The sequence below is a fragment of the Microbacterium alcoholitolerans genome (assembly GCF_050408615.1).
Lineage (GTDB): Bacteria > Actinomycetota > Actinomycetes > Actinomycetales > Microbacteriaceae > Microbacterium.
In genome coordinates this window covers 1,747,351-1,759,800 of record NZ_JBNTKD010000001.1, presented here as the reverse complement: position 1 = coordinate 1,759,800, position 12,450 = coordinate 1,747,351, and the positions used below count along the sequence as shown (strand labels likewise).

Genomic DNA, 12,450 nt, shown 5'->3' with positions numbered 1-12,450 from the left:
TCGGACCTCAGGCGTCGTTCTCAGTCCTCGCTGGAGTGCAGACCGCGTCGGACCGAGAGCAGCGTGACCTCGGGGTGCTCTTCCGCCAGCATCCGCTCGGCCCGATCGAGCACGTCACGCACGTGCGTCGCGTCGGCCCCGATCACCGACATGCCGATCGCGGTCCTGCGATGCAGGTCGTGGTCACCCACTTCGGCGACGGCCGCCTCGGTGCGACGCGAGAGATCGGCGATCAGCGGACGGATCACGCTGCGCTTCTCTTTCAGAGATCGCACGTCGCCCAGCAGCACGTCGAATTCGACCCAGCCGATCCACATGCCGACCAGTCTGTCACTCGATGGGCGGGGTCAGGCGACGGCATTCGGGTGGCACGGAACGCTCGATAGGCTGACCAGATGCGAGCGGATGCCCGGCACGAGCCCCCTGTTGCAGACGGTGAGACGGCTTCGAACGATTCCACGCCGCGCGTGATCCACACCGGGCAGGCGCTCGTCGACCTGATCGTCGAGGTGCCTGACCTTCCCGACCGCGGGCAGAACGTGATGGCATCCTCCGTCACCCACTACGCCGGCGGCGCGGTGACCGTGCTGCTGGCCGCTGCACGGCTCGGCGCGCAGTGCGTGCACGCCGGGACGCTCGGCACCGGACCGAACGGCGATCTGATCCGCTCGGCCCTCGCGGATGACGACATCGTGGCATCCGCCCCCGCCGTCATCACGCAGGACACCGGTGTCTGCGTCGTGATGATCGAGCCGACTGCCGAGCGCACCTTCGTCACCACCCTCGGCGCGGAGCGCGACATCACGGTCGAATCGCTCGCGAGCGCCCACGTCGGTGACGGCGATCTCGTCTGCGTCACCGGGTACTCGCTCGCCGTCGAGCAGACCCGCGACCCGCTGCTCGAATGGCTTGCGACGCTGCCCGATGCCGCGATCGTCGTGCTCGACCCGGGCGCCGCGTTCGCGACGCTGCCAGCCGAGGTGCGCGAGACGATGCTCGCCCACACCGATGTCTGGACCGGCAACGCCGAAGAGGCGACCGACCTGCTGGCCGCGCGGCAGATCCCGGTCGATGCGGGTGATCGCGAGATCGAGGCGCAGGCCGTGGCTCTTGCTCCCTTGCTGCGCGACGAGGCGGTCGTGATCGTCCGCGACGGAGCCGAGGGCTGCGCCGTGCACGCCGACGGCGAGACGACGTACATCGCGGGATTCCCGCAGACCCCGCTCGACACCAACGGCGCCGGCGACACCCACACCGGCGCGATGCTCGCCGGTGTCGTGGAGGGCTCGAGCTGGGTGGATGCCTGCCGCCGAGCCAACGCGGCCGCAGCCATCAAGGTGACGCGCCGCGGCCCGACGACGGCGCCGACGCGTGACGAGGTGGAGGCGTTCCTGCGGGAGTGGTGAGTGGGCGTCTCCCCGGCATCCGTCTCCCTGGCATCCGCTTCTCCCGTCGACGAGAACAGGCTGGTTCGCGAGCGCAGGTCGATGCCGGAAAACCAGCCGGTCCTGGGCAACGAGCCTGTTCTCGGGCGCCCCGACCCACCCGCGTCCCGTTCAACCCCTTGCCGAACGACACTCAACGACATATCGTTAACCATCGTTCGGATATCAAGGAGGCATCATGAACAGTGCATTCCCCACCGGGCCCTTCGGCTTCGGCGCGAGCAACGGAGCGGGCAACCCGCTCGCCGGCGTCTGGGACGCCATGGACCAGCTGCGAACCAGCTTCGAGCAGCGCACCAGCGGCTCGCGCATGGCCCGCGGTGACGTCCGCGCGGCAGTCATCTCGCTGCTCGCCGAGAAGCCGATGCACGGTTACCAGATCATCAGCGAGATCGGCGAGCGCTCCGGCGGCGCCTGGAAGCCGAGCGCCGGATCGGTCTATCCGACCCTGCAGCTGCTCGCGGACGAAGGCCTGATCACCGCGGAAGAACAGAACGGTCGCAAGACGTACTCGCTGACGGATGCCGGCATCGCCGAATCCGAAGACGCGGCTGCCAAGCCCGCGCCGTGGGAGAACGTCGGCGGACGTCCGACGAGCCACCTCACCGCCCTGCCCAAGGCCGGCATGGAGCTCGCCAGCGCCACCGCGCAGCTCGCCCGCACCGGCACCCCCGATCAGGTCGACGAGGCTGTCGCCATTCTGGAGGACGCGCGTCGTAAGCTGTACGCGATTCTCGCCGAAGGGTGACATCGAACGAGGGAGCCTCGATGGCGGATGGGCGCGCACACACGGGCATCCATAGAGCTCGCTATCGACGCATCATGCGCTTCGCCGCGCGCGCATTCACGCAGATCTGGTGGTTCGAGCTCGTGCTGCCCAGACTCGGGCTCGCACGCGTCGCCGAACGCACCCGCGACGATCGGATGCTGGCGCTCGCGGGCGGGTTCCGCACGCTCGCCGTCGACCTCGGCGGGTTGATGATCAAGGTCGGGCAGTTCATGTCGTCGCGCCTCGACGTGCTGCCGCCCGAGATCACCGCCGAGCTCGCCGCCCTGCAGGATGAGGTGCCGGCGGTGCCGTTCGACGAGATCCGCCTCGTCGCCGAGACCGAACTCGGCATGCCGCTCGAGCGAGCGTTCGCCTCTTTCGATCGGATGCCGGTGGCCGCGGCATCCCTCGGTCAGGCGCACCGCGCCACCCTCCTGCCCGCCGACGCGGCCGACACCGGTCTGAGCGCCGTCGTCGTCAAGGTGCAGCGGCCCGGGATCGACCGGATCATCGACATCGACCTCGCGGCGCTTCGCCGGGTCGCGCGCTGGGCGAACCGGGTGCGCATGGTCTCGGCGCGCGTGGACGCCCGCGCGCTCGTGGAGGAGTTCGCGCAGACCAGCCACGAAGAGGTCGACTACCTGCACGAGGCGGCCAGCGGCGAGCGGTTCGCCGAGGACTTCGCGGACGACGACCGGGTGACCTCTCCCGGCGTCGTGTGGGAGCGCACCACCAGGCGGGTGCTCACCCTCGAGGACGTCACTGCGATCAAGATCAACGACACGAAGGCGCTGCGCGAGGCCGGCATCGACCCGCGCGAGGTCGCATCGGCGTTCGCCGACGTGATGCTCGATCAGGTCTTCACGCACTCGTTCGTGCACGCCGACCCGCATCCGGGAAACATCTTCGTCACGCCGGTGGCAGACGACTCGCCTGGTACGCCGAAGTGGCGCCTCACGTTCATCGACTTCGGGATGATGGCCGAGGTGCCCGACGAACTGCGCAGCGGGCTGCGCACCCTGGTGATCGCCGTCGCCTCACGCGACAGCCGCGGGCTCGTGAAGGCCGCACAGGAGATCGGGGTGCTGCTGCCGTCGGCCGACACCCTCGAGCTCGAGCGCGCGCTCACCATGCTTTTCGCGCGATTCGGGGGCATGGGCTTCAACGAACTGCGCGACGTCGACCCGCACGAGCTGCAGGACTTCGCCGTCGAGTTCGGCGACTCGATGCGCAGCCTTCCGGTGCAGTTCCCCGAGAAGCTGCTGCTGCTCATGCGTGCCGTCTCACTGACCTCCGGAATGTGCAGCGCACTCGATCCGACCTTCAACATCTGGGAGCCGGTCGAGCCCTATGCCGGCAAGCTGCTGCGCGATCAGGGCGGGCACCTGCTGCAGGATCTCGGCAAGCAGTCCCTGGCGAACGCCGGTGTGCTCTGGCGGATGCCGACCCGCGTCGACACCCTCATCGATCGCTTCGAGGCCGGGTCTCTCACCTTCGACATCTCGTCGCTCGAGCACCGGCTCGACAGGATCATCCGTGTCGCCTACCGCGCGGTGTCGGCCGTGCTGTTCGGCGGCCTGCTGATCGGCGGGGTCCTGCTGCTGGGGGCTGTGCCTCCTTTGGGCATCACGCTCATGTGCCTGTCGGCCCTGCCGCTGCTGCACGCACTGTTCGGCCGGCGCTAGCAGGGACCTGCGCTCGCAGCCGCGCTCGATCACCCGATCGGGCCGCGCATCTTCTGACTGATCTCAACCTTCACGTTGCCGCGGTCCGTCTCGGCCTCGAACTCGGCCTCGCCGTCACCGGCGCTGTTCCGGAATCCGAGCTCGATGTCATCAGCGCTCTCGTCCTGCTTGACGACGGTCCACCCGCTGGCCGGTGTCAGGTCGGCGACCGACAGGGTGCTGCCGTCGGCGGTGAAGGTGAGTGTCGCGGCGCTGCCGACCTGGAACTCGGCGCTGGACGCGTTGCGGATCTTCAGCTGCTTCGAGATCTGCAGGCCGCCGTCGTCGGCCTCGACCTCGAACTTCCACTCCTGATCGCCCTGCGTGAAGTGCACCTCGATCTCGTCCGGCTGCTCGTCGGCGATGCGCTGCTCCCAGCCGTCGGCGGGGCGCACCTCACCCAGCGAGAGGCTGCCGTTCTGAGCGGTGAAGTCGACCTCGCCGGCGTCGCCGACCTGCCACGTGCCGTCGCGCGCCTCGTCGACGGCGACGCCCGATCCGTCGGATGCTGCGGCCTGACCCTTTCCGTCTGCGCCCGTCTCGGTCGAGTCGGGCGCGGGGAAGTCGGATGCCGCGGGCGGCGCTGCCGGGGCAGACGTGTCGGATCCGGGGTCGGAGGCTCCGCTGCATCCTGCGAGCAGCAGTCCGAACGTGACGACCCCCGCCAATGCCGCCGATGAGCGATGCGTGACCATGCTTCCATCCCTTTCGTCGTGACCGGCCATTGTCTCCCCTCGCCCGGATCGTGCTAGCCGGGTTGACACGCCGGACGCGGCGTCCTACAAAAAGGTCTTGACACGGGCATCCGATCGTCTTAACGTACAACCAAATGGTTGCACAATCTGAACTGAGCGAAGCGGAGATCGACCGTGTGTTCCACGCACTGGCGACGGCGACTCGGCGCGACATCGTGCGTCGAGTCATCGAACGCGAGCAATCCGTCTCTGCCCTTGCGAGCGACTACGACATGTCGTTCGCGGCGGTGCAGAAGCATGTGTCCGTCCTCGAAGAGGCCGGCCTCATCATCAAGCGCGCCGAGGGACGCGAGCGGCTCGTCCGCGCGAATCCCGAGATGATCGCGCGAGCCCGGGCGCTCCTCGCCCGCTACGAAGAACTATGGCGAGCCCGCATCGCGCGGCTCGATGACCTGCTGGCGGCGGAGCCACCGGCATCCGATTCCACCAAAACCACTCCAGGAGACTGACATGCCTGTCATCGACATCACCACCGACACCGAGAACCTCACCCTCACGGTCATCGCCGAGTTCGCGGCGCCGATCGAACGCGTCTGGAGCGCCTACAGCGACCCGCGCCAGCTCGAGCGGTTCTGGGGCCCTCCCGGCTGGCCCGCCACCTTCCACACCTGGGATCACACGGTCGGCGGCCGCGCCGACTACTCGATGACCGGCCCGCGCGGCGAGACCTCACGCGCCTACTGGGAGTTCACCGAGATCAACGCGCCGCACGGCTTCACCGTGCTCGACGGGTTCAGCGACGAGAACGGCGTGCCCAACCCGGACATGCCCGTCGGACGCATGCAGTTCAGCTTCGAGCCCACGGCCGACGGCACTCGCTCGACCACGATCAATTGGTTCGAATCCATCGACAGCCTGCAGCAGGTCATCGACATGGGCATCATCGAGGGCACCCGTGCCGCCATGAGCCAGGTCGACGCGGTGCTGCAGGATCTTCGCGAATACGCGCAGGGCAAGGGCACCGAGGTCGAGATGCTCGACGACACCCACGTGCGCATCACCCGCATGGTCGAAGGACCGCGCGATCTGGTCTGGCGCGCGTACACCGAGCCGGAGCTGATCAAGCAGTGGATGCTCGGGCCCGACGGGTGGGAGATGACCGAGTGCGAGGTCGGCCTCAACGCCGGCGACCGCTACCGCAACTCGTGGGCACCGGTCGGCGACACCGAGGGCGAGGCGTTCGGCTTCGAAGGCGAGATGCTGCTCGTCGACGCCCCGCGCCGCGCGGTGCAGCTCGAGCGGATGCAGGGCACCGGCGGCCCCGACGTGCTCAACGACGTCACCTTCTACGAAGAGGACGGCGCCACGCTCATCACCGTGCTGATGGACTTCCCCGACAAGGAGACCCGCGACATGATCCTCGCCACCGGCATGGCCGAGGGCATGGAGCAGTCGTACGCGCGGCTCGAGCGGGCTGTGCTCGCGGTCCGAGGAGTCTGACGCGACTGCCCCCTGGCCTTGCTGCCAGAACTCCGGAGAAATCGGCCGATCCCACCGCGGATCGGCCGGTTCTGCTGTCCGCCGCCGGAATCTCCGGAGTTGTGGCCGCTGCGACCACTCAACCTAGGGTGGACGGATGATCGATTGGACTTCGTGGACCGGAACCATCGTCGCCATCGGGATCGCGGTCGCCATCGCACTGGCCGCCGTGTTCGGCCTGCGGCTGCTCGCTTCACTGCTGAGCCGCCGGCTGGCCTGGATGCGCGATCTGGATCGCAGGGTGCGCAGAGCCTGGATGGCATTCTGCATCGTCGTGGCGGTGTGGATCGCCGGCGCCGTGAGCGCCCCAGGGCGGGAATCCTGGTGGCCGGCGGTCTCGCACGCGCTGCTCATCGGCGCGATACTCTCGGCCGGCTGGCTGCTCGCCGCCCTCGTCTCGTTCGGATTCGAAGGACTGCTCAGCCGTGAGCAGGTGACGTTCTCCGGGGCGAACCTGCGCCGCCGGCGCACCCAGTTGCTTGTCATCCAGCGCCTGACCGTCGTGCTGATCGGCGTCGTCGCCATCGGCGCCGTGCTGTTCTCATTCCCGGCGCTGCGCATCGTCGGCACCAGCCTGCTGGCATCCGCCGGAATCGTCAGCGTCATCGCGGGACTCGCCGCGCAGTCGATCTTCGGCAACCTCATCGCGGGCGTGCAGATCGCATTCACCGATGCGATCCGCGTCGGCGACGTCGTCGTGATCGAGGGCGAGTGGGGCCACATCGGCGAGATCAACCTGTCGTACGTGGTCGTCTACATCTGGGACGAGCGGCGCCTGGTCATCCCGTGCAGCTACTTCATCACCAACCCGATCGAGACGTGGACGCGCAAGTCGGATGCCATCCTCGGCACCGTGTACATGGATCTCGACTGGCGCGTGCCGATGGACGAGGTGCGGGCGAAGTTCCAGGAGATCATCGAAGCGTCGGATGCCTGGGATCGGCGTACCTCGAGCGTGTACGTCACCGACGCGCAGGGCGGGCACGTGACTGTGCGCTTCGTCGTCTCATCGGAGGACTCCGACGACCAGTGGGTGCTGCGCTGCCAGGTCCGCGAGCAGATGATGACCTGGCTGCAGCGGGAGCACCCCGAGGCGCTCCCGCTCAGCCGCGTCACCCTGGAGCGCTGACCCGCCTGACCCGCCTGACCGCCGGAACTCCGGAGAAACCTGCCGATTCCGTCGCAGATCGGACGGTTTCTGCTGTGTGGGGCCCGGATCTCCGGAGTTGTGGCAGAGAACGACGCGTGACCGGGCTCGAGACCGGGTCAGATCAGGCGGCGGAGGGCCTCCTGCAGGGAGATGCCCTGCGCGTCGGCGCGATCGCGCAGTCGGGAATGCTCGTCTGCGGTGAGTGAGACGGTGAGCTCGACAGGGGCGGATGCCACCGGCTCGTCGAACCCGTCCAGCAGATCCGACGCCTCGGCCCACAGTGTCTGCGCGGGCGCCGAGGCAGGGCCGGCACCGCCCGGTCCGGCACCGCCCGCACCATCCGCGCGACCGGCACCGCCGGCACCACTGGCCACCGCCATCGCCCCGGCGAGCGCTGCTCCGGCATCCGACGCACTGGAGAATCCCGGCCCGCGACGCGGCTCGTCACCCTTCTGATATGCCCGTGCGGCGGCATTCGCGCGCTCATCGGCGGCCTCGTTCAGCGGGTGCCCGGCGTGCCCCTTCACCCACGAGAACGACACGTCCCGTCCGCGCATGGCCTCATCGATCCCCTCCAGAAGATCGCGGTTGAGCACCGGTCCTCCGTCCGACTTGCGCCAGCCGCGGCGCTTCCATCCGGGCATCCACTTCGTGACCGAGTCGATCACGTATCGGCTGTCGCACTCGATGATCAGCTTCTCGTCGATCCCGGCCGTCGCCACCAGCAGCTCCAGCACCGCGCGCAGTTCACCCTGATTGTTCGTGCCGTGGGGCGATCCGCCGGCCGCCCAGCGGTCCTCGTCGATGTACCAGGCCCAGCCGTTCGGTCCGGGATTGCCCAGGGCGGAGCCGTCTGCTGCGGCGGTGATCGTCATCCCTCAACCGTACGACGTCAGCGCTGTCCGCCTGCAGTTGGTAGCGTCAGGGGGTGTCCGGATTCGCCCTCAAGGTCGTGATCATCGCGATCGCCGTCGCGCTGCTCGTCGTGATCGTGGCGCGTGCGTTCCGGCGCGTGAAGCCGAGCCCGGCGAAGGCCGCCTCGCGGCGACAGCGGATGCCGGTGCTGTTCGGCCTGGTCGGAGCGGTGCTGCTCGCGGCCGGATTCATCATGGCACTCGCCTCGTTCACCTCGCGCTACACGCACGAGCTGCTGCCGATGCGCATCGCCGCGGTCGTGCTGTTCGCGGCTGGGCTGGGCACGCTGCTCGCATATCGGAACTGGTACCTCGAGACGGGGACGGATGCTGTGCGCTACCGCACGGTGCTCGGGCGCGAGAAGCGGATCGCGTACAGCGACGTCGTCGGATGCGAGACGGTGAAGTCCGCGGGACGGGAGCGCGTGATAGTTCGCTCCCGAGACGGGCAGAGACTCAGCGTCGATGCCCGGCGATACGACATGTCACCGGTGATCGCCGCAACGCCTTCGACGAGCTAGGGCTCAGCGACGCAGGCGGCGTCAGGCCACGCGGAAGGTGAAGAACGCCTCGATGCCGCCGTGGTTGACGACGCCCTCGCCGGTGCCCCAGATGCGCGACGAGGTCGTGGCGCCGCTCTCGACGAAGGCGTAGCCGGTGTGCTCGAGTCGCCAGCCGCGCTTCTCCACCTCACTGAGGAAGTAGCCGACGTGGTCGTCGCGCTGCATGCGGTTCTCGGCGGATCCCCACGACGACGCCTGGCCGGTCAGCTGAGCGATGTCGAACTGCAGGTGCAGCAGGAAGTCGCCCCGAGAGCGGGCATCGGTGGCGAGCTGGAGCAGGCGCGTGGCCTCGTCGGGAGTCGGCATGCCGCGAGTGTACTGGCTATTCGCCGTCGTTCTCGGCTGTGTCGGCGGCCTCCGGCGCGGGCGGTGTCACCGGGATCACGGTCGTGGAGTACTGTGCCCCGAGCCCGATGTCCATCAGGTCCATCGCGGGCACTTCGTCGAGCCGCTCGGTGCCGCCGGTCTCATCGACCGGCTCACCGGGCAGTGCGGCCCACGCGCTCGGCTCCTGCGGCTTCTGCTGGAACAGTCCCATGGATCCATTGTCACGCTTCGCGTGTGGAATCGGGCCGCGGATCCGTTACGGCGTCGTCGCCGGATGCCCCGTCATCGGACGCCCCGCCGTCGGATGCACTCGAATCGGATGCCCGCGCGTCGGCGCTGTCGGCGTCGCGCACGGCATCCACCAGCTCGCGCCACGCACCCTCCAACTGGGTGTCGGGCACGACCTGCTCGAGCTGCTGCGAGTGCAGCCGCGCGTGGATGCTCCAGACGTAGCGGTCGGCGCCTGTCGACTCGTCGTCGATGCGCTCGTCCCACGGGCAGCGCTCGACCAGCGCGACCCACTGCGGGGTCGCCTCGGGTGCGGGTTCCGCGCGCCAACGCCGCCGGAGACCTGCGATCCCGCCGCTGCGCACGACGGCGATGACGATGCGATCCGGTTCCGCATCGTCCGTGGCATTCGATCCCTCAGCGGGGTTCTCGTACTCGCGCATCCTCGATGACTCCGACCGCGATCCACGCCTCGCGGACCGCTGTCTCCACGTTATCGCCGATGTCGGAGGCGGCGGCAATGGTTCGGTCGGCGAACTCTGTGAATTCCGCGGATGCTGACAAACCGCCGGTCAGCGCCCGGTACCAGGCGAGCCCCGCCGATTCCCACGCGTTGCCGCCGATCGAGAGCGCGGCGAGCGCGAAAGCGCGGTTCGGGATGCCCGAGTTGATGTGCACGCCGCCGTTGTCCTCGACGGTGTTGACGTAGTCGCGCATGTGCGCCGGCTGTGGATCCTTACCCAGCTCGTCATCGTCGTACGCCGTTCCGGGTTCGAGCATCGAGCGCAGCGCGCGCCCCTGCACGGCGTCGGTGAAGATGCCCTCGCCGACCAGCCAACTGGCCTGATCGGCGGTCTGCCCGTTCAGGTGCTGTTCGGTGAGGACGCCGAGCACATCGGCGATCGACTCGTTCAGCGCGCCGGACTGCCCCTGGTAGATCAGACCGGACGCGCTCTGGATCACCCCGTGCCCGAGCTCGTGTCCGATCACCGACACCGAGCGGGTGAAGCCCTGGAAGACCTCGCCGTCGCCGTCGCCGAACACCATCCGCGAGCCGTCCCAGAACGCGTTGTCGTAGTCCTGGCCGTAGTGCACTGTCGCGTTGAGGGCTGCGCCCCTGCCGTCGAGCGAGTCGCGCTCGAACGCGTCGAGCAGCAGATCGAATGTCGCACCGAGCCCGTCGAACGCCTCGTTGACCGTCGCGTCGGCCACCGGCGGCTCATCCTCCGTACGCACGACGAGACCGGGCAGCTTCTCGGTGTTCTGCGCGTCGGAGATCGTGCGCGTCGGCGCGGCCTGGATCTCGGCCACAAGTGCCCCGCTGCCGTCGATCGAGAGCTCGAGGGTCGAGTGGTACGTCGGACGACCCGCGATCAGCGTCTGTCGCGCCGCGTGAGCTGCATGCGAGTAGCGGTCGGACGCGGCCAGCCGCGCCAGAAGATAACCGGGCACGATGCCCTGATGACAAGATGCGGATGCCGCGACGCTGGTGCCCATGTGCCGACCATACGCCGTGCCGCCGACAGACCCCAGGAACGGGGCGGACGACGGCCGGATATGCCCAGGTTGGCCGCGTAGAATCGGCCCAATGACCGACGCGCCCTCCGGCATCGACCCCGACGATCTCGCCACCGCCCTGCGGGTGCTCGCAGAGCTCGACCGCGTCGATCAGCAGCATCCGGACTACCTCGCCGTCCGACGCGCGACCGCCAACATGTTCAAGGCGGTCAAGCGCGCACGTCGCAAGGAGATCAGGGATGCCATCGCCGAGGCCGACAAGGCCGTCGTCGCGCGCACCGCGACCGGCGCTCCCGACCGCATCGACGACGAGACCCGCGGCATCGACCTCGCCTCCAGCGTCGACGCGCCGAGCGCCGGCGAGCTGCTCAAGCCGCGCAACTGCTACATCTGCAAGCAGCCGTACACGCTCGTCGACGCGTTCTACCACCAGCTGTGTCCGGAATGCGCGCGGTTCAGCCACGGCAAGCGCAATGCGCGCACCGACCTCACCGGCCGTCGCGCGCTGCTCACCGGCGGCCGCGCGAAGATCGGCATGCACATCGCCCTGCGCCTGCTGCGCGACGGTGCGCACCTCACGATCACGACGCGATTCCCGCGCGACGCCGTGCGCCGCTTCTCGTCGCTGCCGGACGCCGCCGACTGGCTGCACCGCCTCCGCGTCGTCGGCATCGACCTGCGCGACCCTGCCCAGGTGATCGGCCTGGCCGACTCGGTTGCGGCCCAGGGGCCGCTCGACATCCTGATCAACAACGCCGCGCAGACCGTGCGACGCTCGCCGGGCGCATACTCGCTGCTGGCGGATGCTGAACTTCAGCCGCTTCCGGACGGTCCGCTGCCCGAGATGGAGACCTTCGGGCACACCGCCGACCCGCACCCTCAGGCGCTGCAGGCGTCGGTGGACGCGCATCCGCTGCTGTCGGTCGCAGCCCTCGGCGGTACCGTCGCCGAACAGGGCGGTCAGGCGCTCACTGCGGAGGACCTCGCCCGGCTCGCGATGGCCCCAGGTTCGTCGTCGCTCGAGAAGCACGGCGACGGCACCGCGATCGACGCCGGTGGGCTGGTGCCGGACGTGAACCGCGTGAACAGCTGGGTGCAGTCGGTCGACCAGGTCGACCCGCTGGAGATGCTCGAGGTGCAGCTGTGCAACACCACAGCCCCCTTCCTGCTGATCAGCCGACTGCGGGCATCCATGGCGGCATCGACCGCGCACCGCAAGTACATCGTCAACGTCTCGGCGATGGAGGGCCAGTTCTCGCGCCGGTACAAGGGGCCGGGGCATCCGCACACCAACATGGCCAAGGCCGCTCTCAACATGCTCACCCGCACCAGCGCCGGCGAGATGCTCGAGACCGACGGAATCCTGATGACCGCCGTCGACACCGGCTGGATCACCGACGAGCGCCCGCACTACACGAAGGTTCGCCTGGCCGAGGAAGGCTTCCACGCCCCGCTCGATCTCGTCGATGGCGCAGCGCGCGTGTACGACCCGGTCGTGCAGGGCGAGGCGGGCGTCGACCTGTACGGCGTGTTCCTGAAGGACTACAAGCCGAACCCCTGGTGAGGCGGCGCGCGATG

At 68.8% G+C, this 12,450-nt stretch carries 15 protein-coding genes; 8 read left to right on the top strand and 7 right to left on the bottom strand.

Annotated elements, in window-relative coordinates; genetic code table 11:
- Positions 1 to 20: 20 nt before the first annotated feature.
- Positions 21 to 317 carry a DUF503 domain-containing protein gene (locus tag ACQUSX_RS08410; RefSeq protein WP_428906493.1) on the bottom strand — a complete coding sequence of 99 codons (297 nt, stop codon included), beginning with the start codon at positions 315 to 317 and terminating at the stop codon, positions 21 to 23.
- Positions 318 to 395: 78 nt separating this feature from the next.
- Here ACQUSX_RS08410 and ACQUSX_RS08405 point away from each other — a divergent pair, with 78 nt between their 5' ends.
- The 3 genes from ACQUSX_RS08405 to ACQUSX_RS08395 all read left to right on the top strand — a co-directional run bounded on the left by ACQUSX_RS08405 (position 396) and on the right by ACQUSX_RS08395 (position 3,899).
- Complete coding sequence (locus ACQUSX_RS08405) at positions 396 to 1,406, top strand: PfkB family carbohydrate kinase (protein ID WP_428906492.1); 1,011 nt, start codon at positions 396 to 398, stop codon at positions 1,404 to 1,406.
- 217 nt (positions 1,407 to 1,623) lie between these two features.
- On the top strand, positions 1,624 to 2,193 hold the full coding sequence (locus tag ACQUSX_RS08400) for a PadR family transcriptional regulator (protein ID WP_428906491.1): 570 nt from the start codon (positions 1,624 to 1,626) through the stop codon (positions 2,191 to 2,193).
- A 20-nt stretch (positions 2,194 to 2,213) separates the two neighbouring features.
- On the top strand, positions 2,214 to 3,899 hold the full coding sequence (locus ACQUSX_RS08395; protein ID WP_428906490.1) for an ABC1 kinase family protein: 1,686 nt from the start codon (positions 2,214 to 2,216) through the stop codon (positions 3,897 to 3,899).
- Between the two features lie 29 nt (positions 3,900 to 3,928).
- Here the strand turns inward: ACQUSX_RS08395 and ACQUSX_RS08390 are convergent, their stop codons facing one another.
- Positions 3,929 to 4,633, bottom strand: coding sequence for a hypothetical protein (locus tag ACQUSX_RS08390; RefSeq protein ID WP_428906489.1), 705 nt, complete (start codon positions 4,631 to 4,633; stop codon positions 3,929 to 3,931).
- Between the two features lie 134 nt (positions 4,634 to 4,767).
- Between ACQUSX_RS08390 and ACQUSX_RS08385 the strand changes: the two genes are divergently transcribed.
- The 3 genes from ACQUSX_RS08385 (at position 4,768) to ACQUSX_RS08375 (ending at position 7,301) form a co-directional block, all read left to right on the top strand.
- On the top strand, positions 4,768 to 5,142 hold the full coding sequence (locus tag ACQUSX_RS08385; RefSeq protein WP_428906488.1) for an ArsR/SmtB family transcription factor: 375 nt from the start codon (positions 4,768 to 4,770) through the stop codon (positions 5,140 to 5,142).
- A gap of 1 nt (position 5,143) precedes the next feature.
- Positions 5,144 to 6,133: an SRPBCC family protein gene (locus tag ACQUSX_RS08380; RefSeq protein ID WP_428906487.1), complete on the top strand. Its 990-nt coding sequence runs from the start codon at positions 5,144 to 5,146 to the stop codon at positions 6,131 to 6,133.
- A 136-nt stretch (positions 6,134 to 6,269) separates the two neighbouring features.
- Positions 6,270 to 7,301 carry a mechanosensitive ion channel family protein gene (locus tag ACQUSX_RS08375; RefSeq protein WP_428906486.1) on the top strand — a complete coding sequence of 344 codons (1,032 nt, stop codon included), beginning with the start codon at positions 6,270 to 6,272 and terminating at the stop codon, positions 7,299 to 7,301.
- Between the two features lie 137 nt (positions 7,302 to 7,438).
- Here ACQUSX_RS08375 and ACQUSX_RS08370 read toward each other — a convergent pair whose 3' ends face one another.
- Positions 7,439 to 8,197 (bottom strand): ribonuclease H family protein, encoded by a 759-nt coding sequence (locus ACQUSX_RS08370; RefSeq protein WP_428906485.1) that lies wholly within the window; start codon positions 8,195 to 8,197, stop codon positions 7,439 to 7,441.
- A gap of 53 nt (positions 8,198 to 8,250) precedes the next feature.
- On the opposite strand from ACQUSX_RS08370, the gene ACQUSX_RS08365 reads away from it, so the two are divergent.
- Positions 8,251 to 8,757 (top strand): hypothetical protein, encoded by a 507-nt coding sequence (locus tag ACQUSX_RS08365; RefSeq protein ID WP_428906484.1) that lies wholly within the window; start codon positions 8,251 to 8,253, stop codon positions 8,755 to 8,757.
- A gap of 21 nt (positions 8,758 to 8,778) precedes the next feature.
- Here the strand turns inward: ACQUSX_RS08365 and ACQUSX_RS08360 are convergent, their stop codons facing one another.
- Genes ACQUSX_RS08360 through ACQUSX_RS08345 form a run of 4 tightly spaced genes read right to left on the bottom strand, consistent with a single transcriptional unit; the run spans position 8,779 to position 10,851 of the window.
- Positions 8,779 to 9,105: a hypothetical protein gene (locus ACQUSX_RS08360; RefSeq protein WP_428906483.1), complete on the bottom strand. Its 327-nt coding sequence runs from the start codon at positions 9,103 to 9,105 to the stop codon at positions 8,779 to 8,781.
- 16 nt (positions 9,106 to 9,121) lie between these two features.
- Positions 9,122 to 9,337, bottom strand: coding sequence for a hypothetical protein (locus ACQUSX_RS08355; protein ID WP_428906482.1), 216 nt, complete (start codon positions 9,335 to 9,337; stop codon positions 9,122 to 9,124).
- A gap of 10 nt (positions 9,338 to 9,347) precedes the next feature.
- A complete protein-coding gene (locus ACQUSX_RS08350; protein ID WP_428906481.1) occupies positions 9,348 to 9,797 on the bottom strand; it encodes a protealysin inhibitor emfourin in 450 nt (149 codons plus the stop codon).
- Entirely contained in the window at positions 9,772 to 10,851 is a 1,080-nt protein-coding gene (locus ACQUSX_RS08345; protein ID WP_428906480.1) for a M4 family metallopeptidase, read from the bottom strand. Before ACQUSX_RS08345 ends, ACQUSX_RS08350 begins: the two co-directional genes overlap by 26 nt.
- Before the next feature lie 91 nt (positions 10,852 to 10,942).
- On the opposite strand from ACQUSX_RS08345, the gene ACQUSX_RS08340 reads away from it, so the two are divergent.
- Positions 10,943 to 12,436, top strand: a complete 1,494-nt coding sequence (locus ACQUSX_RS08340; RefSeq protein WP_428906479.1) for an SDR family NAD(P)-dependent oxidoreductase — start codon at positions 10,943 to 10,945, stop codon at positions 12,434 to 12,436.
- The last annotated feature ends 14 nt before the right edge of the window (positions 12,437 to 12,450 follow it).